20 protein-coding genes and 1 tRNA gene are annotated in these 22,954 nt (G+C 67.1%); 16 read left to right on the top strand and 5 right to left on the bottom strand.

Annotated features, from left to right (window positions below; all coding sequences use genetic code 11):
* Positions 1-551 (top strand): phosphate ABC transporter ATP-binding protein (locus AC5RW2_RS33100; protein WP_494074970.1); only part of this gene is annotated, 551 nt, incomplete at its 5' end.
* Positions 552-648: 97 nt separating this feature from the next.
* On the opposite strand, the gene AC5RW2_RS33095 is transcribed toward AC5RW2_RS33100, so the two are convergent.
* The 3 genes from AC5RW2_RS33095 to AC5RW2_RS33085 all read right to left on the bottom strand — a co-directional run bounded on the left by AC5RW2_RS33095 (position 649) and on the right by AC5RW2_RS33085 (position 3,375).
* The gene (locus tag AC5RW2_RS33095; RefSeq protein WP_494001950.1) at positions 649-1,659 is read right to left on the bottom strand and encodes an inorganic phosphate transporter; all 1,011 of its coding nucleotides are present in this window, start codon (positions 1,657-1,659) and stop codon (positions 649-651) included.
* The gene (locus AC5RW2_RS33090) at positions 1,660-2,277 is read right to left on the bottom strand and encodes a nuclease PIN (RefSeq protein ID WP_494049146.1); all 618 of its coding nucleotides are present in this window, start codon (positions 2,275-2,277) and stop codon (positions 1,660-1,662) included. It abuts the gene before it with no gap.
* 450 nt (positions 2,278-2,727) lie between these two features.
* Positions 2,728-3,375, bottom strand: a complete 648-nt coding sequence (locus AC5RW2_RS33085) for a hypothetical protein (RefSeq protein WP_494001952.1) — start codon at positions 3,373-3,375, stop codon at positions 2,728-2,730.
* Positions 3,376-3,566: 191 nt separating this feature from the next.
* Here AC5RW2_RS33085 and AC5RW2_RS33080 point away from each other — a divergent pair.
* From AC5RW2_RS33080 to AC5RW2_RS33065, 4 genes are all read left to right on the top strand, one after another.
* Positions 3,567-3,639: transfer RNA gene (locus AC5RW2_RS33080), tRNA-Lys, on the top strand.
* A 646-nt stretch (positions 3,640-4,285) separates the two neighbouring features.
* Positions 4,286-4,795 (top strand): diaminobutyrate acetyltransferase, encoded by a 510-nt coding sequence (ectA, locus tag AC5RW2_RS33075; protein ID WP_494001953.1) that lies wholly within the window; start codon positions 4,286-4,288, stop codon positions 4,793-4,795.
* Between the two features lie 134 nt (positions 4,796-4,929).
* The gene (gene ectB / locus AC5RW2_RS33070; protein ID WP_494001954.1) at positions 4,930-6,201 is read left to right on the top strand and encodes a diaminobutyrate--2-oxoglutarate transaminase; all 1,272 of its coding nucleotides are present in this window, start codon (positions 4,930-4,932) and stop codon (positions 6,199-6,201) included.
* 100 nt (positions 6,202-6,301) lie between these two features.
* Entirely contained in the window at positions 6,302-6,700 is a 399-nt protein-coding gene (locus AC5RW2_RS33065; RefSeq protein WP_494001955.1) for an ectoine synthase, read from the top strand.
* A gap of 202 nt (positions 6,701-6,902) precedes the next feature.
* Here AC5RW2_RS33065 and AC5RW2_RS33060 read toward each other — a convergent pair whose 3' ends face one another.
* The gene (locus tag AC5RW2_RS33060) at positions 6,903-7,931 is read right to left on the bottom strand and encodes a LacI family DNA-binding transcriptional regulator (protein ID WP_494001956.1); all 1,029 of its coding nucleotides are present in this window, start codon (positions 7,929-7,931) and stop codon (positions 6,903-6,905) included.
* Positions 7,932-8,078: 147 nt separating this feature from the next.
* On the opposite strand from AC5RW2_RS33060, the gene AC5RW2_RS33055 reads away from it, so the two are divergent.
* The 9 genes from AC5RW2_RS33055 to AC5RW2_RS33015 all read left to right on the top strand — a co-directional run bounded on the left by AC5RW2_RS33055 (position 8,079) and on the right by AC5RW2_RS33015 (position 18,013).
* On the top strand, positions 8,079-9,725 hold the full coding sequence (locus AC5RW2_RS33055) for an ABC transporter substrate-binding protein (protein WP_494074969.1): 1,647 nt from the start codon (positions 8,079-8,081) through the stop codon (positions 9,723-9,725).
* Positions 9,726-9,738: 13 nt separating this feature from the next.
* The gene (locus AC5RW2_RS33050; protein WP_494074968.1) at positions 9,739-10,680 is read left to right on the top strand and encodes an ABC transporter permease; all 942 of its coding nucleotides are present in this window, start codon (positions 9,739-9,741) and stop codon (positions 10,678-10,680) included.
* The gene (locus tag AC5RW2_RS33045) at positions 10,677-11,552 is read left to right on the top strand and encodes an ABC transporter permease (RefSeq protein WP_494074967.1); all 876 of its coding nucleotides are present in this window, start codon (positions 10,677-10,679) and stop codon (positions 11,550-11,552) included. The genes AC5RW2_RS33050 and AC5RW2_RS33045 overlap by 4 nt, the downstream gene beginning before the upstream one ends.
* Positions 11,552-12,442, top strand: coding sequence for an ABC transporter ATP-binding protein (locus AC5RW2_RS33040; RefSeq protein ID WP_494074966.1), 891 nt, complete (start codon positions 11,552-11,554; stop codon positions 12,440-12,442). Before AC5RW2_RS33045 ends, AC5RW2_RS33040 begins: the two co-directional genes overlap by 1 nt.
* Positions 12,439-13,299, top strand: a complete 861-nt coding sequence (locus AC5RW2_RS33035; protein ID WP_494074965.1) for an ABC transporter ATP-binding protein — start codon at positions 12,439-12,441, stop codon at positions 13,297-13,299. The genes AC5RW2_RS33040 and AC5RW2_RS33035 overlap by 4 nt, the downstream gene beginning before the upstream one ends.
* Positions 13,292-14,410, top strand: coding sequence for a C45 family autoproteolytic acyltransferase/hydrolase (locus AC5RW2_RS33030; RefSeq protein ID WP_494074964.1), 1,119 nt, complete (start codon positions 13,292-13,294; stop codon positions 14,408-14,410). The genes AC5RW2_RS33035 and AC5RW2_RS33030 overlap by 8 nt, the downstream gene beginning before the upstream one ends.
* Positions 14,410-15,645, top strand: a complete 1,236-nt coding sequence (locus tag AC5RW2_RS33025; RefSeq protein WP_494074973.1) for a saccharopine dehydrogenase family protein — start codon at positions 14,410-14,412, stop codon at positions 15,643-15,645. Before AC5RW2_RS33030 ends, AC5RW2_RS33025 begins: the two co-directional genes overlap by 1 nt.
* A gap of 225 nt (positions 15,646-15,870) precedes the next feature.
* Positions 15,871-16,446 (top strand): hypothetical protein, encoded by a 576-nt coding sequence (locus AC5RW2_RS33020; RefSeq protein WP_494074963.1) that lies wholly within the window; start codon positions 15,871-15,873, stop codon positions 16,444-16,446.
* A 109-nt stretch (positions 16,447-16,555) separates the two neighbouring features.
* Positions 16,556-18,013 carry a glycosyltransferase family 2 protein gene (locus tag AC5RW2_RS33015; protein WP_494074962.1) on the top strand — a complete coding sequence of 486 codons (1,458 nt, stop codon included), beginning with the start codon at positions 16,556-16,558 and terminating at the stop codon, positions 18,011-18,013.
* A 37-nt stretch (positions 18,014-18,050) separates the two neighbouring features.
* Here the strand turns inward: AC5RW2_RS33015 and AC5RW2_RS33010 are convergent, their stop codons facing one another.
* On the bottom strand, positions 18,051-18,953 hold the full coding sequence (locus AC5RW2_RS33010; RefSeq protein ID WP_494013766.1) for a LysR family transcriptional regulator: 903 nt from the start codon (positions 18,951-18,953) through the stop codon (positions 18,051-18,053).
* Positions 18,954-19,135: 182 nt separating this feature from the next.
* Between AC5RW2_RS33010 and AC5RW2_RS33005 the strand changes: the two genes are divergently transcribed.
* Positions 19,136-22,564, top strand: coding sequence for a bifunctional proline dehydrogenase/L-glutamate gamma-semialdehyde dehydrogenase (locus AC5RW2_RS33005; protein WP_494074972.1), 3,429 nt, complete (start codon positions 19,136-19,138; stop codon positions 22,562-22,564).
* A 65-nt stretch (positions 22,565-22,629) separates the two neighbouring features.
* Positions 22,630-22,932, top strand: coding sequence for a GNAT family N-acetyltransferase (locus AC5RW2_RS33000; RefSeq protein WP_494013352.1), 303 nt, complete (start codon positions 22,630-22,632; stop codon positions 22,930-22,932).
* Positions 22,933-22,954: the final 22 nt, after the last annotated feature.

Here is a 22,954-nt window from a genome sequence, read left to right as displayed (position 1 = left end):
GCGTGGACCCGGTGACCGTGCGCAGCCAGATCGGCATGGTCTTCCAGCGCCCCAACCCGTTCCCCACCATGTCCATCCGCGACAACGTGCTGGCCGGGGTCAAGCTGAACGACAAGCGCATTTCCAAGTCGGACGCGGACGCGCTGGTAGAGAAGTCGCTGACCGGCGCCAACCTGTGGAACGAGGTCAAGGACCGGCTGAACAAGCCCGGCTCCGGCCTTTCCGGCGGCCAGCAGCAGCGCCTGTGCATCGCCCGGGCGATCGCGGTGTCCCCGCAGGTGATCCTGATGGACGAGCCCTGCTCGGCGCTGGACCCCATCTCCACGCTGGCCATCGAGGACCTGATCGAGGAACTCAAGACGGAGTACACCGTGGTGATCGTGACCCACAACATGCAGCAGGCCGCGCGCGTGTCGGACAAGACGGCGTTCTTCAACATCGCCGGCACCGGCAAGCCGGGCAAGCTGATCGAATACGGCGATACCCCGTCGATCTTCAGCAACCCCACCCAGAAGGCCACGGAAGACTACGTCTCCGGCCGCTTCGGGTAAGACGCCGGCAGCACGACGGCGGTGCCTCCCCTCGCGGGAGGCGCCGCCGTCGCTGTTTAAAGGCGCCAGGGAAGGGCCAGGGACGCCCATGGCCCGGCTAGAGCATCGGATCCAGGGCCAGCAGCAGGATGGCTCCGACGAGCGAGGTTGCCAGCAGGGTCAGCACCCACGTGGCCAGCACGCGGATGGCCACCCGCCAGCGCACGGCATGCATCCGCTGGGTGGACCCCGCGCCCAGGATGGCCGCCGTCATGGTGTGCGTGCTGGAGAGCGGCATGTGCAGCCCGATGGCCCCGACGAACAGCATGGCGGAGCTGACGCCCTGTGCGGTGGCGCCGTGCAGGGGATCGATCCGCACCAGCCGCGACCCGAGCGTGTGCGAGATCCGCCAGCCGCCGAAGAGCGCGCCCACGGCCAGCAGCACCGCCGCGAACAGCTGCACCCACAGCGGCATCCGGTCGCCGGAGGCATAACCGGCCGCGGCCAGTCCCAGCAGCACCACGGCCATGGTGCGCTGCCCGTCCTGCAGGCCGTGGCCCAGCGAAAAGGTACCGGCAAAGACCGCCTGGGCCAGCCTGGTGGTCCGGCCGACCTCGCGCGGGGTGCGGTAGCGGGCCAGCCACGTCAGGGGGACGATCGCCAGGTAGGAGAGCACGAACGCCACCAACGGCGACAAGAGCAGCGGCAGGATCAGCTGGCCCCAGATCGGGTTCTCGGTGGCACTGATGTTCTCGCCGCCCAGCAGGGTGGACGCGGCCCCCGCCCCGATCAGGCCGCCCAGCAGCGCATGCGTGGACGACGACGGCATCCGCTGCCACCACGTGAAAACTCCCCACGCGCAGGCGCTCAGCAGCCCGGCCAACAGGATGCCCAGCCCCGACCGGCCCTCGGGCAGGCCGATCCAACCGGTACTGATCACCAGGGCCAGGGTGCTGGAGATCAGCGCACCGGCCAGGTTGCAGACGGACGCGAGCACGACGGCGACATTCGGGGTGAGCGCGCGCGTGCGGACCGAGGTGGCGACGGCGTTGGAGACATCATGGAAGCCGTTGATGAAGGCAAAGCAGCCGGCGAAAGCGACCACCAGCACCAGGAGGAACAGCTCCACCTACGATTCCTTGACCAGAATCTGGCCTACGTGGTGGGAAGCCTGGCGCAGCGTCTTGGTGGCGGCGATCAACTGGTCGGCCACGTCGCGGTGCCGCGCCAGCGTGGCGCCCTTGTGTTCCGACAAAAGCTCCGAGACCCACACGCGGTGGGTGCGTTCGGCCCGCTTGGCCAGCCGGACCATCTCGATGCAGTACTCCTCGAGGTCCTCCAGGGAGTTCAGCCGCGGCATGGCGTCCCGGGTCATCTCCGACATCCGGCCGATGACCTCCAGCTGCTCCGAGGCCCGGGTAGACAGGCGCTTCACCCGGTTGAGTGCGATCAGCTCCGCGGCGCCGTCGAGGTGTTCAAAGGTGTGCACCAGATGCAGCGAGAGCTGGAACATGTCCTCGCGGGGGAGCGGATTGACGAAGCTGGTCCGCAGCGTGGTCAGCAGGGCGTTGCGCAGCCGGGAGACGTTCGCGTCGCGGTCGTGCAGTTCTTCGGAGAGCTTGTCGTAGTCGTCCGCAGGCGCCCCGAGGATCTCCGAGAGGGTCTTGACTCCCGCCATCAGCTCGGCTGCTGTGAGGGCGAGCAATTCGAGGCTCTTGGTGTCCTGGGGGAAGAGGCTTAGCTTCATGTCACCGGCGGTTTCTCACTGGTCCGTACGGCGGAAGGGAAGCATCCGCCGTGCCTAGATTAGCGCCTCTTCGCGAACAAAAATTAATGGTGCCGAACTGGGAGCGCCTCTCGGCGGAAGGCCGCTCGAGGCGGCTAAGAGTTGGAGCCCGGGGCTGCCACAGTTCGACACCACCTTCAGTTTTCTACGCCTCACTGCGGATGTCAACAGCCGCGAAAATACGGGGAAAAACGTGTCAGCAGAGGCTATCTGTGGTACACGCGCGCGTCGTTCCGGGAGGGTCTTCTCCGGACCGTCCTGCTGCTGCGGGCACCACCGCGGGGCCGTTGGCCCGGGTTCGGGGCGGGGTGCAGTCGGGCGGCTGGTCGGTGGTGGGTCGCCGGCGGGCGGCTGGTCGAGCTCGCCACGCCGCCATGCGACGGCGTTTCGGGCCGTTGGCCCGTCCGGCCGCTAGTCGAGCTCGCCGCGCCGCCAGGCGACGGCGGCCGCTTCCAGATCCTCGGCGGTCTTCACGAGCCGGTGTGAATTGAGCGTCAGCTTGGTGGCATGGTTCTCGTTGGCGGACTCGGCAGAGTCGGCGTGGTGGGTCTGGCCGAGCGCTACGATCCGGCAAAAGGCCGCCGACCGGTCAAGGGCCACATCGAAATCACCGTCGAAGGCGCCGGAGAGAATCGTGTCGGCCATGGCCCGGACTTCGTCGGCGCCGGGCGGTTCAGCTACTCCGGCGATGACCTTGGACACTTCTGCCGATGCCGTCCCCGCCTTGAAGTAGGCTGCCAGCTTGTCCGGATGGGACTGGGCCGCGGCGCGCAGGGCGTAAAGGCGCCAGAGCGCCCCCGGCAGGGAACGGGCAGGGCTTTCAGCCCACATTTCAGCAATGGCCTCGAGCCCCTGTTGGTCTGCCAGTTTGACCAGCCTCGCGGTCACCTCGGGATCGTCGGAGCCGCGCCCGCGGTGCACCAGGGCCTGTGCCGCGAGGTGGGCGGCCTCGGAGACGCGTGCCGGGTCGGCACCCCCGGCGAAGTCCTCAAAATCCACCGGGGCGAAAGGCTTCGGCTTATGCGGCCGGGGGACATCGTTTCCGTTGTTCGGGCTCATGCCTCGACCTTACTCCCGCCCCTGACGCCGGTACAGAGAGGCGTGGCCCCCGGCGACGGGACGTTCCGGGGCAGCCCGGCAAGGCGCGCGCCCGGCGGATTCGGGCGCGCGGTGGTGGGTGGGATAAACTGGGAACTGGCCAAATCCGACCTCGCATGGGTTTCTACCTAGGGCAGGGTGGACAGGCTGGCGGGCCTTTAGCTCAGTTGGTAGAGCATCGGACTTTTAATCCGCGGGTCGCGGGTTCGATCCCCGCAGGGCCCACCGCGAAAGCGGCTTCGACCGGTTTGCCGGTCGGAGCCGCTTTTTTCATGGGACGCCCCGGCTTGCAGGCCGAGTCAACCGCCCACGTCATGCAAACTTGTCCACGTTCAGGCCGAACTGTCCACGTCTTGGCTATCCACAGGCGCGTGACCTGCGCTTATATCTACGGGCGCTCCAAAACATGGACAATGGCACGACGGCGCTTTACCCCGGCGCCCTCAATGCCTGCACCCTGCTCGACTCACCCGATAGGGCGCGCTCCAGTGCGCCAGGTAACGGCGTCCGGGGCTTCCCGGCGTGGAGAAGCGCGGCCACGGGCGGTGCCGAGCGCGTAACGGCCTCCGTGGCTTTTCGGCGTGGAGAAGCCCGGCCGCGGGTCGTACCGAGGCGCGGGTAACGGCCATACCGGCGCTCCTCGCACGGCTGAGGCCACACTTCCGACCGGTCGTCACACAACAAAGGTCACGAAATGGTAACGATAAAAACGCGCCCGGGCACCGCCGTCGTCATTCCGCCGGAGGGCAACTGGCACAAGGGATCCGGCGGAATTCGGCCGGGGCGGCAGGGGCGGCGAAAGCGTCCGAACCGCTGTCAAGTCGGCAGGTTTCGAGTTGATAACGGCTCTGATCTCGTTACGTTTGAAGGGATGGTTGAAGAACTAGCAGAAACCCAGACCAGACCGAGGATCGAAGCAAGCTTCCGTAAACCAACCCTGAACGACGGGCAGTCCCTGTGGCGCATGGCCAGGGATTCCCAGGTCTTGGACCTGAACTCGTCCTACTCCTACCTGCTGTGGACCCGCGACTTCGCCGAGACGTCGATCATCGCCACGGTGGACGGCGAGCCGGCCGGTTTCATCACCGGCTACATGCGCCCCGACGAACCGGGCACCTTGATGGTGTGGCAGGTGGCCGTGGACCGGCGGTTCCGCGGCCGCAGGCTGGCTGCGGACATGCTGGACCGCCTGGCCGGACAAGTCCTCGCCGAGCGGGTGGAAACCACCATCACGGCGGCCAATGTGGCATCCGTCCGGCTGTTTGCCGGCTTCGCGTCGCGCCGCGAGGCGCCAATGGAACGCGAACCGCTCTTCACGGAAGAGCTCTATCCGGACGGGCACGACACCGAATACCTGTTCCGGATCGGGCCGCTCAATTAATCCCGCCGGCCCGCCGCGGCCGGCCAAGCACCACCTCCACCAACGCACATCCGCATGAATTGACCTGCGGCTGCTGTGGTGCTGCCCCCTACCCGGGGCCGCCCGCTGCCGCACTGAGGAAGGAAGCGTATTCCATGACTGACATTTTCGAGACCCTCGAGTCCGAGGTTCGCGGCTACTGCCGCAGCTGGCCCGCCGTGTTCACCCGCGCCGAGGGCAGCACCATGACCGCCGAGGACGGGACCACCTACCTGGATTTCTTCTCCGGCGCCGGGGCGCTCAACTACGGCCACAACAACCCGAAGCTGCTGCAGCCGCTGCTGGAGTACCTGGCCAGCGGCGCCGTCGTGCACTCGCTGGACATGAAGACCCCGGCCAAGCGCACGTTCCTGGAGACCTTCCAAGAGGTCATCCTCGAGCCGCGGAACCTCGACTACAAGGTCATGTTCCCCGGCCCCACCGGCACCAACACCGTTGAGGCCGCCCTGAAGCTGGCCCGCAAGGTGACGGGACGCCAGCACATCCTCTCCTTCACCAACGCGTTCCACGGCATGACGCTCGGTTCGCTGTCGGTGACCGGAAACTCGATGAAGCGCCGGGGCGCGGGCATCCCGCTGACCAACAGCTCCAAAATCCCCTACGACGACTACTTCTCCGGCGAAACCGCCGACTTCCTGTGGCTGGAGCGCGTGCTGGAAGACAGCGGCTCGGGCGTGGACAAGCCGGCGGGCATCATCGTGGAGACCGTCCAGGGCGAAGGCGGCCTCAACGCCGCCCGCGCCGGCTGGCTGCGCGGCCTGGCCGACCTGTGCAAGAAGCACGAGATCCTGCTGATCGTCGACGATGTGCAGGCCGGCTGCGGCCGCACCGGAACGTTCTTCAGCTTCGAGGAAGCCGGGATCACCCCGGACATCGTCTGCCTGTCCAAGTCCATCTCCGGCTACGGCCTGCCGATGGCGCTGACCCTGTTCCGCCCGGAGCTGGACGTCTGGGGAGCCGGCGAGCACAACGGCACCTTCCGCGGGCACAATCCGGCGTTCGTGACGGCCACGGCGGCGCTGGAGACCTACTGGCGGACCGGCGAGTTCCAGAAACAGATCCAGGCCCGGGCGGTGCAGCTGCACGAGGGGCTGGAGCGGATCGCCGGGCTGGTGGAGGGCGCCAGCGTGCGCGGCCGCGGCCTGCTCGCCGGGGTGAAGTTCCCGGAGAACGAGACCGCCGGCAAGATCGCCGCCGAGGCCTACGACAACGGGCTGCTGGTGGAAACATCCGGCCCCGAGGGTGAAGTGGTGAAGCTGATGCCGGCCCTGACCATCAGCGCCGCCGAACTGGACCGCGGCCTGGACATCCTGATCGACGCGACCCGCGCGGTTACCGCGGTGCCGGAACTGGTCGGAGCCCTCTAGGGCGGGACGGCCGCCCACCGACGCCCACTCGGCGTGTGGCCGAGCCGTCCCGCCGCGCGCCCTTAACGAAACTTCCTGACGACCCATCCAAGGAGTACCGATGCTTGTTACCAACCTGAACGACCTGAACGACACCGACCGCGACGTTAAGTCCGAGACCTGGCGGAGCCGGCGCATGGTGCTGGCGGGAGAGGGCGTGGGCTTTTCCTTCCACGACACGGTGATCTACGCGGGCACCACCTCCACGTTCCACTACGCCAACCACATCGAGGCCGTCTACTGCGTCCAGGGCGAGGGCACGCTGACCAACGAGGTCACCGGCGAAGTCCACGACCTGCGCGACGGAACCATGTACCTGCTGGACGGGCACGAGAAGCACACGGTCCGCGCCACCACCGAACTGCGCATGGCCTGCGTGTTCAACCCGCCCGTCACCGGCCGGGAAGTCCACGACGAGAACGGCGTCTACCCGCTCATCGAGGCCGAGCCGGCAAGCTAACTCCGACAGCAGAGGCCCGGCCGGCAACCTTGTTAACCGGGTCTCGGAGCCTTTGCGGCCAACTACCCGCGCCCGGAGTTCATCCGCGCCCGGGAAGCCCCGGCCGCCGGTAGCACCGGAATGCCGTCACGGGATTGACGGCAGACAACGACGACGGCGGTGGCCCGCCTTCGGCAGGAATCCTGCGGAAGGGGGGCCATCGTCACGTCCGGTCGCTGCCGGAATCGAGTGTGCTCTCGCGCAGGATCAGCCTGGCGGAAAGCTTCGCCGGGATACCGGACTCCCCGAGCATTTTCCGGGACAGATGGCTGACCGCGGCCGCCGCGATGAGCTCCGGTTCCAGATCGATGGCGCTGATCGCGGGGCTGCTGTTGCGCGACTGTTCTGAATCCGAACCGGCGATCAGCTGGACCTGCCCGGGCACGGCGATGCCCCGGGCCGTCAGTTCCTCCAGGGCGCCGCGCGCGTGCCGCCCGGTCAGGCAGTAGACAGCGTCCGGCATTTCCCCGCCGGCGTCCAGCAGTTCCTGCATGGCTGCCCTGCCGCCGTCGACGCCGTCGGACTCCGGCCGGATGGCGATGCGTGGCTTCATCCCGTGACGCGCTGCCCAGCTGCGGTAGGCCGCCGTGGAGTCGAGGTTCCAGGCGTTGCGGTCCATGCCGGTGATGAGGCAGATGGAGCGTGCCCCGGATCGGTGGAACCTGGATAGCACTGCCTCCGTCTCTTCCGAGTCGTGGGAACCGACCCAATCGAGAAAGTCGGGCCGTGCAGGATCGCGTCCAATGGTGACGAAAGGAGCGGCCAGCCCCATTAACAGGTCGATGACCGGATCCTCCTCGAGCGGATCGTCAATGATGTAGCCATCCAGCGACAAGGCGAGCGGGGAGCGCGGCAACCGCGTCAGGTCCCGGACGAGCATGACGCTCAGCCCGCGCTCCAGGCACTCCACGGCAACGGCCCCGGAGAGCCTGGTGAAGTAGTCCACGCCGTGCGGGCGATACGTTCCGAGCGAATCCAGCGGCCGGAGCATGAGTCCAATGACCCCGATCGGGCTGTTGCGCAGTCCCCGCGCCATAGGATCGGGCTGGTACCCCAGCCTTTCGGCCGTCTGCCGCACGCGCTCGCGGGTTTCGGCCGACAGCGTGCCCTTGTTGTTCAGGCTGTGTGAGACGGCGGTGATGGACACGCCGGCTTCCCGGGCCACATCGTGGATGGTGACTCGCTGGCGCATGTCCGCCCTCCGTGATTGAAGTCATAACGGTTGCATAACAGAACAGCTAAAACGTTATATAAAAGGTTTTATCCCCGTAGCTTACTGGAATACGCAGAGCAAGCGTCCCATCGGAACCACACACTGTGAAGCAAAGGGGATTGCAGGATGAAGAAAGTCACGCTGGCCACGTCGGTGGCCCTCGCGATGCTGCTGACCGCGTGCAGCAACGGCGGCGGCAAAGCGGCCGCGCCGGATGCGGAGGCAGGCAGCGGCCTGGGGGAACTGCAGACCACCACCGAACCGGCGGCGGGTGAACTGGATACCGTCACCTGGAACCTGCCGTTCGGCGAACCGGCGTCACTGGATCCGATCAAGGCCTTCAACTACCCGGAAAACACCGTCGTGGCCAACCTGTGCGAAGGCCTGATGGTGATGGAACCGGACTACACGATCGCACCCAACCTTGCCGAATCATTCGAGAACGTCGACGGCAAGACGTACATCTACAAGCTGCGGGATGACGTGACCTTCTGGGACGGCACGCCGATGACCGCCCAGGACGTGGTCTTCAGCCTGAACCGGCACCTGGACCCTGACGAGGGCAGCTACTGGGCCAGCGACGCGGTCAGCGGCAACGTCGAATCGATCAAGGCCACGGGCGAGTACGAAGTGACCGTAAGCCTGAGCTCTCCGGACGTCACGTTCAACTCCTACATGGCCACTCCGCTGGGCGTCATCGTTCAGGAGGCACAGCGCAAAGAGGCAGGCGAAGCGTACGGCACCCCGCAGGAGGGCGTGATGTGTACGGGGCCCTTCTCGGTTGACCAGTGGGACAGCGGCCAGAGCATCTCCCTGGCCAAGAACGATGCTTACTGGAACAGCGACCGCATGCCCAAGGTGCAGAACCTCGACATCCAGTTCATCGTGGACCCCGCGGCCATCACCAACGCGCTCGCCTCCGGAGCAGTGGACGGGTCCTACGACGTCCCGCTCAGCGCGGTACCGCAACTTCAGTCGGCGACCAACGGCGAGCTGATTCTCGGCAAGTCCCTACAGCTCTCGGCCATCATCGCCACAGGCGACGGCCCGCTGGGCGATCCTGCTGTGCGGAAGGCACTGTGGACCGCCGCGAACACATCGGCGTTGGCGGAGACGGTGTACGAGGGCACGGCCATGCCGTCCCGGTCCCTGATTCCCGACGGCGGCTGGTCTTACGGCGACGACGTCTTCAGCGCAGCGCGCGAAAAACTGCCGCCGGTTGAAGCGAACGTCGAGGAGGCCAAGAAAATCCTCGCGGAGGCAGAAGCTGACCTGAGCGAGCCGATCACCATCGTGTACCCGAGCGAACGGTCCTTCTACGCGGACATCATTTCCGAATTGGCGCGTGCCGGCCAGGAAATCGGGCTGACGGTCAAGCCCCAGGGCGTGCCGAGCGCACAATTCGGCGCCTTCTTCTCAGATCCCGAGGCCCGTGCCGGGCACGGCGCCTTCGTCACCACCAATTACATGGACGTTCCGGATCCCCTGGTGTTCCTGCGCACCATCGTGAAGGAAGGCGGGTCGCAGAACTTCTCCGACTACAGCAACCCGGAGATTGAGAAACTCATCGCCGAGGCGGAGGTTCTGACCGACGACACGGAGCGTGCCGCGAAGGTCGCCGAAATCGAGGCGTTGGCCATGGCCGACCTGCCCTGGCTGCCCATCGTCGATCCGGCAGGACGGCTCTTCCTGAATGAGCGGGTGACGGGCGTACCGGCGTCCTTCGTCTACCTGTACTACCCCTGGGGTGCAGACCTGGGCGCCGCGGAGTAACGAAAAAGCCGTCATGATCTATATCGTCAAAAGGCTCGTGGCACTGGGAACAATCCTGTTGGCCTCCAGCTTTGCGGTCTTTGGCGGACTGTACCTTGCACCAGGAAGCCCCGAGCAGTTCCTGGTGCAAGGCCGGACCGTGACGCCGGAGGTACTGGCATCCATCAGGGCCCAGTACTCCCTGGACGACCCGTTTCTGGTCCGCTACTTCAACTGGCTGTGGGGTGTCGTCCAGGGAGACTTCGGCCAGTCGCTGGCCAACCGCCAGGAAGTCGCCGATCTCATCGCGGGCCGTTTGCCCACCACACTGTCCCTCACCCTCTACGCCGCGCTGATCATCGTGATCGGCGGCATCGGACTCGGTTGCCTGGCCGGACTTCGGCCGGGCTGGCTGGAGAACGTGGTGCTTTTCGGCTCGAATCTCGGCTTTGCCGTACCGACATTCTTCGCGGCCCTGCTGCTGATGAGTGTTTTCGGGGTCATGCTCGGCTGGTTCCCGGTCTTCGGCTCCGGCGAGGGCCTGGCCGGCAGGCTCCATCACCTGACCCTGCCGGCGTTGGCGCTGGCGCTGCCCTCGCTGGCGGTGGTCGCGCGCATTACCCGCACCGCGGTTAAGGAAGAGCGCGAGTCCGAGCACGCCCAGACGGCGCGGTCCCGGGGAGTGCTGGAACGGATCGTCATACGGCGCCACGTCCTGCGCAATTCGATGCTTCCCGTATCCACGGTTTCCGGCGTCCACGTCGCCGCCTTGCTGGCCGGCGCCTTCGTGGTCGAGTACGCGTTCACACTCGACGGCATCGGCGCACTGCTGGTGGCGGCCGTGCAGCAGAAGGACTTCGCGGTGGTGCAGGCAGTGTCGTTGATCATGGTCGTTGCCTTCGGCCTCATCAACCTGGCCGTCGACTTGCTCTATGTCGTGATCGATCCGAGGGTGCGTTTGGGGGCGGCGTCATGAGCACGCTGGAAGAAACCGGACGCCCCGGGGCACTGAAGCGGAGCCCGTCACGGAAGACCCGGTCGAAGCCGGATGCCCTGACGGCCATCTGCCTGGGCTGGGTGGTGCTGATTGGACTGTTCGCCCTGATCGGGCCGGCCCTCACACCGTTCGATCCGACAGCCGGCAACGTCGTGGAGCGCTATCTTCCTCCCGGGGCCGAGCATTGGCTCGGAACGGACCAAGCCGGACGGGATCTGTTCTCCCGGCTCGCCACCGGCGCCCGCTCCAGCATTCTCGCCGCCCTCGCCGTCGCCTTGCTCACCGCCGTGATGGGCGGCACCCTTGCCCTGGTCGCCGTCTGGTTCGGCGGCTGGGTGGACAACCTCATCAGCAGGGTCCTGGATTTCCTGTTTGCGTTTCCAAACCTGCTGCTGGCCGTGCTGGCGGTGGCGGTGTTCGGCGCGAGAGTGGAGACCGCCGTGATTGCCCTGGCGATCGGATTCACCCCGTATACCGCCCGGGTGATCCGCAGCGTGGCCCTGCGCGAGCGGAATCTGCCGTATGTGAAATCGGCGGAGCTGCAGGGTATTTCCGGGTTTTCCATCACCGTGCGGCACCTGCTGCCGAACGTGAAACAGCAGGTCATGACGGGAATGAGCATCAACTTCGGGTACGGCATGATCGACCTCGCCGCCCTGTCCTACCTCGGCTTTGGTGTGCAACCGCCCGACGCCGACTGGGGCCTCATGGTTTCCTCCGGCCAGTCCTCGCTTCTGGCTGGCTACCCGCAAGAGAGCCTCTACGCAGGCCTGCTCATTGTGCTGACCGTTGCCGCGCTGGGATTCCTGGGTGAAAAGCTCGGCGGGCGCCGGGCAGCAGGGAGGATCTAATGCTCGAAATGTCGAACGTCACCGTGAAGATCGGGCCGGAGCACCGCCGGACGACGCTGCTGTCCGATATCAACATCGTGGTGGAGAAGGGCGAGTCCGTCGGCCTGGTGGGGGAATCCGGCTCCGGAAAATCTATGACCATGCGGACGATCCTCCAGACCCTGCCGCCGCGGACGGACCTTGCCGGCAGGGTCCTCTACAAGGGGGAGGACACGCTGGCGTACTCCGGCGAGCGGCTCCGCGCCTTCCGGGCCGGTGCCGTCTCGATGATCTCCCAGAATCCGCAGGCCGCCCTGAATCCGGTGCTGCCGGTCAGCAAATTCCTGGTGGAAGGCATCCAAGCCGCCCGGCCTGCAGCGACCGCCCAGGAAGCCCTGCGGCTTTCCGGGGAAGTGCTCGAGCAGGTGGGCATCCACAACGTCGCCCGCTGCCTGCGTTCCTACCCGCACCAGCTTTCCGGCGGCATGCTCCAGCGGGTCGTCATTGCCGGCGCGGTGGCCAGGGGCACCGAGCTGCTGCTGGCGGACGAACCGACCACGGCGCTCGATGTCACGACGCAGTCCGACGTCATGGCCATCCTGGACGAGGCGCGGACCGAGGCAGGCATGGCGATGATCTTCGTGACCCACGATCTGGACCTGGCCGCGGCGGCGTGCGACCGTATCGCCGTCATGTCGGGCGGCCGGATCGTCGAATCCGGCCCCGCGGACCGGGTGCTGAACCGGCCGGAACACGAATACACCCGGAAGCTGGTCGCGGCCAAGCCCAGCCTGGATCACCGCATCGACGCCGGGTTAGGCGACGACCCCCAAACCCAGGCCGCACCTCGCGCCGGGACAAGCCTGCCTAGTCCACCAAGCCGCGAGCCATCCCGAGAGGTGAAGCAATGACCGGCGCGCAGACGCAGCCCACCGCCCCCGCCGTCGTCATAAGCAACCTGAACAAGAAGTTCACCGTCGGTTCCGGCCGTAACCGCACGCACGTCCACGCCGTCAAAGACGCGTCCCTGGCCATCGAGCGCGGACACTGCCTGGCCGTGGTGGGGGAATCGGGTTCGGGAAAGAGCACGTTGGCCAGGATGCTCGTGGGGCTGGAAACCCCGGACAGCGGGTCCGTCTTCCTCAACGGCAAACCGGTCAACCCGCGGACCAGCCGCCGAATCCGGCGGGAACGGTCAAAGGACGTCCAAATGGTCTTCCAAGACCCGCAGGGGTCGTTGAACCGCCGGCTACCGGTCTCCGAGGCGGTTGCCGAGGTGTTGAAGGCCCACACCTCCCTGGACCCGGCAGCACGACGCAGGCGCTGCCTCGAGTTGTTCCGGGAAGTCGGACTGACCGAAACCCACATGTCCGCGCTCCCGGACGAACTCTCCGGCGGGCAGAAGCAGCGCGTGGCCATAGCGCGGGCGCTGGCGGCATCGCCGGGGGTCATCGTGCTCGACGAGGCCGTCTCCGCGCTGGACGTCACCGTCCAGGCGCAAATCCTGCGGATGCTCGAACAGCTGCGGCGGGAAAAACAGCTGACCTATCTCTTCATCACGCATGATCTGGCGGTGGCGCGCCAGATAGCCCACTCCATCGTGGTGATGCGCCGCGGGGTCATCGTCGAAGCCGGCACTGCCGACCAGATCCTCGACAGCCCGGCACACCCGTACACCCGACGGTTGATCGACAGCGCGCCGCGGCCCGGCTGGAAGCCGCGGCGCCGCGACAGCGAGACATTGGATGAGGAGCACGACATTGACTGACCCCGCAGGCACGATCCCGCAGGTGCTGACGCTTCGAGGCGGGGACCCCCGCCAGCTGGGCGTGCAGCGCGGCACCGAAGGACGCAGCGGTATCGCCGGCTGCTGGGACGTTTACCGCCAACTGTTCGAGGCCCACGGCATCAGCGAAACCGTCGTGGAGCGGGAAGCTACCCGCAGCCTGGCCGCCATTGAAGCCTGGGCGACGCACCTGGCGGCCGAGATCCGCGGCACCGCGGAGGGAGCGGGCCTGCCCGTCTGGAAGGTCAGCGCCCTTAATGCCCGGACCGAAATCCTGTCCCTCTCGGAACGGGCCCGGCCGGGGGAGTGTTCTACCGTCGTCAGCGCCGGAGCCCGGCCTTTCTCCTTGCAGACCTGGGACTGGCATGAAGAACTCGCCGCCGCCTGGCACCTGCAGTCGGTTGAAACCAGCCAGGGCCGGTTCGTGGGACTGACGGAGTACGGAATCCTCGCCAAGATCGGCCTGAACGACGCCGGCGTCGGCGTGCACCTGAACGTGCTGGGTCACAGGCAGGACAGTCCGGGGGCGGTGCCCGTCCACATCGCAGCCGCGCAGGTACTGCACGCGGCAGCTTCGCTGGACGAGGCCGTGGACATACTCCTCGACGCACCGGTCAAGACTTCCAGCGCCATCACCGTGGTCACCAGGGCCGGCGCAGCAATCGTGGAGCTCAGCCCCGAGGGGGCCGAGGTGATCAAGCCGACCGGCGGTCACCTGCTGCACACCAACCATTTCCTGGCCCCAAGGCTGGCGAAGGGGGAGAAGACCGAGCTGTACCAGCCGGACTCCCAGCAGCGGATCGACTTGCTGGACAGGCGGGTCAGCGCTGCGTTCCAGCCCCGTCAGCCGCAGGATCTCGTGCCCTACCTGTGCTCGGTTCCCGGTGACGGGGCCGAACTGTGCTGCGTGCCGACCCCGGGTGCCGGCCTGGGCTCCCGCTGGGCGACCCTGGCAACCGTGGGCATTGACCCGGCGGCCGGCACCCTGCTCGCGTCACCGGGCGCGCCCACCGACGTGACGGCGAACAGCTGGTTCCGCCTGAGTCCCGAGCCTGCCGGCAGCAACAGCCAAGACAACCCCAAGGGAGCATGATGCGGATTCTGTGTATTGGAGCAGGCGGAGTGGGCGGCGCCGCCGCAGGCATTGCCGCCCGGCGGGAATTCTTTGAGGCCTTCGTCCTGGCGGACTACGACCCGGCACGCGCCCGAGCCGTAGTCGAGGCACTGCCGGAGGGCCGGCGCGGACGGTTCAGCGCGATTGCCCTGGACGCGTCAAGCAGGGAGGCCGTTGCCGGTGCCATCAGGGACCACGGCATCACCCACGTGCTCAACGCCGTTGACCCCCGTTTCGTCATGCCGGTCTTCGAGGGTGCCGCGGACGCCGGAGCCACCTATCTGGACATGGCCATGTCACTGTCCACGCCGCACCCGGAACGACCCTATGAGCTCACCGGCATCAAGCTCGGAGACCTGCAGTTCGAGCGGGCCGCTGAGTGGGAGGAAGCCGGACGGCTGGCTCTTGTCGGGATAGGCGTGGAACCGGGACTCTCCGACGTCCTGGCCCGGTACGCCCAGGACTACCTGTTCTCCGTCATCGACGAGATCGGCGTCCGCGACGGCGCCAACCTGAAGGTCGAGGGATACGATTTCGCGCCTTCCTTCTCCATTTGGACCACCATCGAGGAATGCCTCAACCCGCCGGTGACCTATTCCGCCGAGACCGGTTGGAGCACCACAGAGCCCTTCAGCGACCCCGAAGTCTTCGATTTTCCCGAAGGCATCGGCCCCGTGGAGTGCGTCAACGTGGAACACGAGGAAGTCCTGCTGATGCCCCGGTGGCTGGATGCCGGCAAGGTCAATTTCAAGTACGGGCTGGGCGATGAATTCATCGAGGTGCTCAAGGTCCTGCACAAGCTGGGCCTCGATTCCACCACGCCGGTCAACGTCAAGGGAACATCCGTGAGCCCGCGGGACGTCGTGGCCGCCTGCCTGCCGGATCCGGCCACGCTCGGGCCCAGGATCACCGGCAAGACATGCGCAGGCGTCCTGGTGACAGGCAAGGACCAGGACGGCGCCCCGCGGCGGACCTACCTCTACCATGTCGCCGACAACGCCGACACCATGGCCGAATACGGCAGCCAGTGCGTGGTGTGGCAGACGGCGCTGAACCCGATCATCGCCCTGGAACTCCTGGCCTCGGGCCTCTGGAGCGGAGCCGGCGTCCTGGGCCCGGAGGCGTTCGACGCCAAACCCTTCCTGGACCTGATGTCGGCGCCCGCACCCGAGGGCTACGGTTCCCCGTGGGGGATGCGGGAGGAAGCGGTATAGGAGTTCTACATGCCGGCCGCAGGTGAATCCGTTAGAGACGGGAATTACCCGCCCGGTTTTGTACAAGTCCATGGGCAACGCCCGTGATCCGCGGCGGCGTGCATGCATCGGCGAGAGGGATGGCAGAATGCAGTAACGGCAGCAGTCAAAGGGGACGGGGCATACCGGATGGCAACAAACTCACGGACCGAGCCAAAGCGGAGCGTGCTCAAGGAAAAGTCGGCCATGTGGACAGCAATCCTGATCTGGGTCTCCGCTGCGGCGGCGCTCGTGTTGCTGTTCGCCCAGGCGCAGGAAGAATCCCTCCTGCGATGGATAGTGTGGCCTTTGCTGGCAGCTTCGTTTGCCCACATTTTCCTGTGGAATCCACGCCTTGCCTATGATGACGACTCCGTTCTCATCACCAACAGCTTTCGGTCCCACGCCATTCCCTTTGCCGTCGTTGATGACGTCAGCGTACGCAGTGCCGTGAGGATCAGGACCGGGGCCAAGACCTACACAAGCTGGGGTGCACCCTTTCCTCAAAATGCGCGGGCCGCCGGCAACCAGCACAGTGCGTCAGTGGGACCGGCCACGATAACCCCATGGGACCGAACTACCTCTTTGGGCCAACGGCAGGGGCTGGAGCAGCATCCGCTCGTCCGCGTGTGGACAAGATCCAGGTCCAGCCTCCTGAATTCCGAACCGCCACCGGGACCCGCAGTCGTCACCAGTTGGAACAAATCGGCCGTTGCGATGGCTGTCCTGTGCGTCCTCTTAATCTGCGGACAGCAGGCCGCGCTCTTGCCGCTCTACAGCTGAGAGCAGTACTTACCCCGCTGTCCACCCCGTCACGATTCCGCTACTCACCGTCATTCAGCTCGATCACAGTGGCAGAATGCATTAACTGCTACCGATCGAAGGGGACCGCGTGGCCATCAAGGACAAACTGGCAGGCGCACGGCGCAAGCTGAAACGGATTGCCGCGCGCGCGGGCCAGTTTCGCGTGCGCGAGAGTGACTCCGGGCCGACGGCCAGTGCGCAGACCGCGCGGGTGGCCGTGGTGATCCCGGTATTCAACGCGTTGCCCTACCTGACGGAGCTGCTGGAATCGCTGGTTGCACAGGACCTGGACCCGGCGCTCTTCGAGGTGATCGCCGTGGACGACGGCTCCACCGACGGCGGAGGCAAGCTGCTGGACGAGTACGCCGCGCGGCATCCGAACTGGCGGGTCATCCACCAACAGAACAGCGGCTGGCCGGGGAAGCCCCGCAACGTAGGGATCGCCGCCAGCAGTTCCGATTACGTCTTCTTCTGCGATGCGGACGACAGGCTGGGGCCCGAAGCACTGCGCCGGATGGTTGACTTTGCCGACAAGCACCAGGTCGATGTGCTGGCCCCGCGGATGGTCGGAATCGGCGGCCGGCGCGTGCAGTCTTCGCTGTTCACCGAGACCGTGCCGGACGTTCCCGTGCGCAAGATCCTGGGCACGCTCTCACCGCAAAAGCTGATCCGGCGTGAGCTGCTGGACACACACGGCATCCGCTTCCCGGAGGGCAAAGTCCGGCTGGAAGACGGCATGATGCTCACCCGCTGCTATCTGGCCTCCCGGAGGAACGCGATCGCGGCCGACTACGACTATTACTTCATCCGCACCCGCGACGACGGAACCAACATCAGCTCCGAGCGCGCCATCCCTGAGGGGTACACCGGATCCGTCGCCGAAATCGCGCGGATCATCAGGGAGAACCATCCGGACCCAGAACAGGCCGAGCTGCTGGTGCTGGACCTGTACCGGCGCAAACTCCTTCGCTTCTACGTGCCCGACCGCTACCGGTCGATGGCGCCGGGCACGCGGCAGCGGTGGGTGGCGGCCCATGCCGCCTTCGTGGACCAACACATTCCGGAACGGCTGGAGGAGCAGCTGTCATTTCCTTACCGGCAGCGCTCGCAGCTGGTCCGGGCACGGGATGTGGAAGGCCTGCTCAAGCTGGCCACCACCGAGGAAGCGCTGAAACCGACGCCGCGGGCCCTGCAGCCCCGGCTCGACGGGGAGTCCGTGTCGTTCGGGTTGGTGTTCGAACCGGCGGCGGAGTACGAATCGGTCCGGCTCGTGGCACGCGCCCGCGGGACAGACGCCGAGCTCGGCTTTGACGTCAGGGACGACGGCGGCGGCTACCGTGCCGTACTGCCCCGGAGTGAACTGGCAGGGCTGGGCCCGGTGCTGGTGGACCTGTTCGTGCAGCTCCGGTTGGACGGCATGGACGGTCCGGCCCGCAGGATCCTGGCACCGGAGCAGGGGTTGCCGCTCATTGCCGCAGGCCTGCGCGCCTACGCCACGGTGCATGGGAACCTCAGCTTGGACCAGCGCAAACAGCCCGCGGCGTAGGGCGTGGCCTAGGGGAGGCGCCGGGGCGGCCCGGACCTCAGGCCGCGATCTCCCGGGCCGTTGCCTCCAGGACTGCCCGGAACGCCAGGATGGCCGGTCGGTTGGCAGAGCCGCGGCGGACCGAGGTGAAGACCGTGCGCCGCGGCAGGCCCGGCAGGTCCAGCAGCAGGCAGGTGGTGTCCCGGCCGGTCCAGACCAGGTCCGGCATGAACGCCACCGCGTTGCCGGATTCAATCAGCCGGATCTGCGCCTGCAGGTCGGCCGTTTCATACCGCACATCCGGCTCGAATCCGGCCTGGCGGCACGCCTGTTCTGCCCAATGCCGGGAAGCTGCGCCATGCGGCTCCATCACCCACGGCAGCCTCCGGGCGTCGTCGACCGAGGTGACGGCGGTTCCGGCCACGGCGGCGGGCGGTACCGCGAGCCGGATGGCGTCGCTGGTCAGTTTCTGGCGGTCCAGCTCCGGATGGTGCGGCGCCGCGTGGCCGGGGTACTGCTCGGCGATGACCAGGTCGAAGTCGCGCGCCCAGGTCTCGTACAGCGCCGTCTCGGGTTCACGCTGGACCATCTCGATCCGCACGTCCGGGTGCCGCTGCCGCATGGCTGTGAGGGCCTCCGGCAGCAGCGCCAGCGCCGCCGATTGGAACGCCGCCAGCCGGACGGTTCCGGTCACCGCGGTCAGCGACGCCGCCAAGTCCGTTTCGGCCTGCTCGAGGGTGGACAGCAGCGACTCGGTGTGCACCACGAGGATCTCGGCCTGCGGCGTGAGCTGCACCCGGCGTCCGGCCTTTCGCAGCAGCGCCACCCCGGCCTCCTTTTCCAGCAAGGCCAGCTGCTGGGAAACGGATGACGGGCTCAGGCTCAGCGCGGCGGCCGCCTCCGCCAAGGTGCCGCGGACTTTGACCTCGCGCAGCAAGCGCAGTCTCCGGACATCCAGCACGGCATCTCCATTCATCAGCAAAACCGATGATTATCGGTCGGAAAAGATCGCTTTTGCTTCACGAAGTCTAGTTCCATACTGGTCTGAGGGAACATTGCAATTTCGTTGAAGGGACAGATACTGCCGTGAACGATGCCCTGAAGCAGGCTCCGGTGCAGACCACTAACCTGCCCGATGAGCAGATGGCCGACCTCGCCGCCGACTCCATCAAACTGGTCCGCCACTGGCTGACCGAGGCCGAGAAAGTCCCCGCCGACGCCTCCGCCCGCCAGCTGGCCGGCGTCCTGAATGATCCGAACGGGCTGGATTTCACCGTTGGATTCGTCGACGGCGTGATCCGCCCCGAGGACCTGCGCGTTGCCGCCCGCAACCTGGCCGCACTGGCACCGAAGGTTCCGGCCTTCCTGCCCTGGTACATGCGGGCCGCGGTGCGCGTGGGAGGCACCATGGCCCCGGTCCTCCCGCACGTGGTCATTCCGGCGGCCCGGCGGGTGCTGCGCGAAATGGTGGGCCACCTGATCGTGGACGCGACGGATGCCAAGCTGGGCCCGGCCATCGCCAGGATCCGCCGGGAAGACGTTCGGCTGAACATCAACCTGCTGGGCGAGGCCGTCCTGGGGAGCCGCGAGGCGGAACGCCGGCTCGAAGGCACCAAACGCCTGCTGGCCCGCGACGACGTCGACTACGTTTCCATCAAGGTCTCCTCTACCGTGGCCCCGCACTCGCACTGGGCCTTCGACGAGGCGGTGGAGCACGTCGTCGACAGCCTGACTCCGCTGTACCGGCAGGCGGCCAACTCCCCGAAGCCCAAGTTCATCAACCTGGACATGGAGGAGTACAAGGACCTGGAGATGACCATGGCGGTCTTCACCAGGATCCTGGACAAGCCGGAGTTCGAACAGCTGGAGGCCGGCATTGTGCTGCAGGCCTATCTGCCGGACGCACTGAAGGCCATGATCCGGCTGCAGGAGTGGGCCGCGGCCCGCCGTGCCCGCGGCGGCGCCGCGATCAAGGTGCGCGTGGTCAAGGGAGCCAACCTGCCCATGGAACAGGTGGAGGCGTCGCTGCACGGCTGGCCGCTGGCCACCTGGGGAACCAAGCAGGACTCGGACACCAACTACAAGCGCGTGATCAACTACGCCCTGCACCCGGACCGGATCGGCAACGTGCGGATCGGCGTCGCCGGGCACAACCTATTCGACGTCGCGTTCGCCTGGTTGCTGGCCAAGCAGCGCGGCATCGGACACCTCGCGGGTGCCATCGACTTCGAGATGCTGCTGGGCATGGCGCAGGGCCAGGCCGAGGCGGTGAAGAAGGACGTCGGGTCGCTGCTGCTCTACACTCCGGTGGTCCACCCGGGCGAGTTCGACGTGGCCATCGCCTACCTGATCCGCCGGCTCGAAGAGGGTGCCAGCAGCGAGAACTTCATGTCCGCAGTCTTCGAGCTGAGCAAGAACGAGCACCTCTTCGAGCGCGAGAAGCAGCGCTTCCTCGCCTCGCTCGAGAACCTCGACGACGACGTCCCGGAACCGAACCGGCAGCAGGACCGCACCAAGCCCGAACCGGCCCGGCCCGTCGATTCCTTCGACAACATCCCGGACACCGATCCGTCCCTGCCCGCCAACCTGGCCTGGGGCCGGGAGATCCTGTCCCGCGTCCCCGGTTCAAAGCTTGGCATCGATACCGTTGCCGGCGCCGAGGTCAAGGATGAGGCGCAGCTGGAGCAGGTGATCGCCACGGCCGTCGAGCAGTCCAAGAGCTGGGGCGCGATGAGCGGCGCCGAACGAGCCGAAGTGCTGCACAAGGCCGGCGACAAACTGAATGCCCACCGCGCCCGGCTGTTGGAGGTCATGGCCGCCGAGGCCGGCAAGACCCTTGACCAGGGCGACCCGGAGGTGTCCGAGGCCGCCGACTTCGCGCACTTCTACGCCGAGCTGGCGCGCATGCTGGACACGGTGGACGGCGCCGAATTCGTTCCGTCCAGGCTGACCGTGGTCACCCCGCCGTGGAACTTCCCGACGGCGATCCCCGCCGGAGGCGCCCTTGCGGCGCTGGCCGCGGGCTCCGCCGTCGTGATCAAGCCTGCCAAGCAGGCGGCGCGGACCGGTGCCGTGATGGTGGAAGCGCTGTGGGAGGCGTTTGACGAAGCCGGGGTGCCGCGCGATGTGCTGCAGCTGGTGCAGCTGGGCGAGCGCGAACTGGGCCGGCAGCTGATCTCGCACCCGGAGGTGGACCGCGTGATCCTCACCGGCGCCTACGAGACCGCTGAGCTTTTCCGCTCCTTCCGCCCGGACCTGCCGCTGCTGGCCGAGACCTCCGGCAAGAACGCCATCATCGTCACGCCCAGCGCCGACTTCGACCTGGCCGCCAGGGACGTCGCCTACTCCGCGTTCGGCCATGCCGGGCAGAAGTGCTCCGCGGCCTCGCTGGTGATCCTGGTGGGATCCGCCGCCACGTCGCCGCGCTTCCGCAACCAGTTGGTGGACGCGGTCACCTCGATGAAGGTGGGCTATCCGCAGGATCCGGCCACCCAGATGGGCCCGGTCATCGCCCCGGCCGACGGCAAGCTGCTGGACGGGCTGACCACGCTGGGCGCCGGCGAGAGCTGGCTCATCCGGCCCGAACGGCTGGACGAGACCAGCAAGCTCTGGAGCCCGGGCGTCCGCACCGGGGTAAAGCGCGGCTCGCGCTACCACCTGACCGAGTTCTTCGGCCCGATCCTCGGGGTAATGACCGCCGAAACGCTCGAAGAGGCTGTCGCCATCACCAACGACATTGAGTACGGCCTCACCTCGGGCTTGCATTCATTGGACCGGGACGAGCTGGACTACTGGCTGCAGAACATCCAGGCCGGCAACCTCTACGTGAACCGGGGCATCACCGGCGCCATCGTGCGGCGCCAGCCCTTCGGCGGCTGGAAGAAGTCCTCGGTGGGAGCCGGAACCAAGGCCGGCGGACCGAACTACCTGATCGGCCTCGGCGACTGGGAGACCGCCCCTTCGACGGCCACCGCCGAGATCACGGGCGCGGCCGCGAAGCTGTTGGAGGCGGCCCGGCGCGCGGGTCAGGCGCTGCCCGCGGACGAGCTCGCCGGGCTGGAACGCTCGCTGCACTCGGACGCGGCCGCCTGGGCCGCGGAGTTCGGCGCGGCCAAGGACGTGTCCGGCCTGACCGCCGAGCGCAACGTGTTCCGCTACCTGCCCGTGCCGGTCACGGTCCGGCTGTCCGACCGCGAGCCGCTGGCCAAGTTGGTCCGCGTGCTGGCCGCCGGCGTACGGGCCGGATCCCAGGTCACGGTGTCCACCTCCGTCGAGCTCCCCGCGGCACTGCGGGCCGTGGCCACGGAGCTGGACCTTGCCGTGGTGGTGGAGGACGACGCCGACTGGCTGGCCCGGGTGCCACGGCTCGGCGCCGGGCGGATCCGGATGATCGGCGGCGACGCCAAGGCGCTTGCCGTGGCCACCGGCGGGAGCCCGGATGTAGCGGTCTACGCCCACGACGTGACCGAAGCCGGTCGGGTGGAAATGCTGCCGTTCCTGCACGAGCAGGCCGTCAGCATCACCGCACACCGCTTCGGCACACCCAACCACCTGGCCGACGGCCTGATCTAGCCGGCGGCAGCCGATGCGGGCGGCGGTGTATTTGCACCGCCGCCCGCGTGTGTCAGGCTCGGGCTATGGCTGACGACCTCTCTTTCCGGCTGAACGAAGACCTCAGGCGCTATGAGGTGCTGGCCGCCGGATCCTTGGCCGGGTACACCGAGATTCAGGCGCACGGCGGGACCGTGGCGTTCACCCACACGCGCGTGTTCGATGACTTTGCCGGCCAGGGCCTGGCCGGCAGGTTGGTCGGCCATGCGCTGGACGACGTGGTCGCTGGCGGGAGGAAGATCGTGCCGTACTGCGAGTACGTCGCGGGCTGGTTGCACCGGCACCCGGAGTACGAGCCGCACGTCGAGTGGCCCGAAAGCCCCGAATAGGATCCGGCGCGCGTAGGATCCT

This window comes from Arthrobacter sp. B0316-1-20, from assembly GCF_059091865.1.
Note: the sequence above shows the minus strand (reverse complement) of the source record. Positions and strands in the feature narration are given on the sequence as shown.

Excerpts from the sequence above, each read along its gene's own strand:
- AC5RW2_RS33040 (WP_494074966.1), top strand. The coding sequence starts at position 11,552 with ATGCTCGAAATGTCGAACGTCACCGTGAAGATCGGGCCGGAGCACCGC.
- AC5RW2_RS33000 (WP_494013352.1), top strand. The coding sequence starts at position 22,630 with ATGGCTGACGACCTCTCTTTCCGGCTGAACGAAGACCTCAGGCGCTAT.
- AC5RW2_RS33035 (WP_494074965.1), top strand. The coding sequence starts at position 12,439 with ATGACCGGCGCGCAGACGCAGCCCACCGCCCCCGCCGTCGTCATAAGC.
- AC5RW2_RS33025 (WP_494074973.1), top strand. The coding sequence starts at position 14,410 with ATGCGGATTCTGTGTATTGGAGCAGGCGGAGTGGGCGGCGCCGCCGCA.
- AC5RW2_RS33085 (WP_494001952.1), bottom strand. The coding sequence starts at position 3,375 with ATGAGCCCGAACAACGGAAACGATGTCCCCCGGCCGCATAAGCCGAAG.
- ectB (WP_494001954.1), top strand. The coding sequence starts at position 4,930 with ATGACTGACATTTTCGAGACCCTCGAGTCCGAGGTTCGCGGCTACTGC.
- AC5RW2_RS33060 (WP_494001956.1), bottom strand. The coding sequence starts at position 7,931 with ATGCGCCAGCGAGTCACCATCCACGATGTGGCCCGGGAAGCCGGCGTG.
- AC5RW2_RS33045 (WP_494074967.1), top strand. The coding sequence starts at position 10,677 with ATGAGCACGCTGGAAGAAACCGGACGCCCCGGGGCACTGAAGCGGAGC.
- AC5RW2_RS33005 (WP_494074972.1), top strand. The coding sequence starts at position 19,136 with ATGGCCGACCTCGCCGCCGACTCCATCAAACTGGTCCGCCACTGGCTG.
- AC5RW2_RS33050 (WP_494074968.1), top strand. The coding sequence starts at position 9,739 with ATGATCTATATCGTCAAAAGGCTCGTGGCACTGGGAACAATCCTGTTG.
- ectA (WP_494001953.1), top strand. The coding sequence starts at position 4,286 with ATGGTTGAAGAACTAGCAGAAACCCAGACCAGACCGAGGATCGAAGCA.
- AC5RW2_RS33090 (WP_494049146.1), bottom strand. The coding sequence starts at position 2,277 with ATGAAGCTAAGCCTCTTCCCCCAGGACACCAAGAGCCTCGAATTGCTC.
- AC5RW2_RS33065 (WP_494001955.1), top strand. The coding sequence starts at position 6,302 with ATGCTTGTTACCAACCTGAACGACCTGAACGACACCGACCGCGACGTT.
- AC5RW2_RS33055 (WP_494074969.1), top strand. The coding sequence starts at position 8,079 with ATGAAGAAAGTCACGCTGGCCACGTCGGTGGCCCTCGCGATGCTGCTG.
- AC5RW2_RS33020 (WP_494074963.1), top strand. The coding sequence starts at position 15,871 with ATGTGGACAGCAATCCTGATCTGGGTCTCCGCTGCGGCGGCGCTCGTG.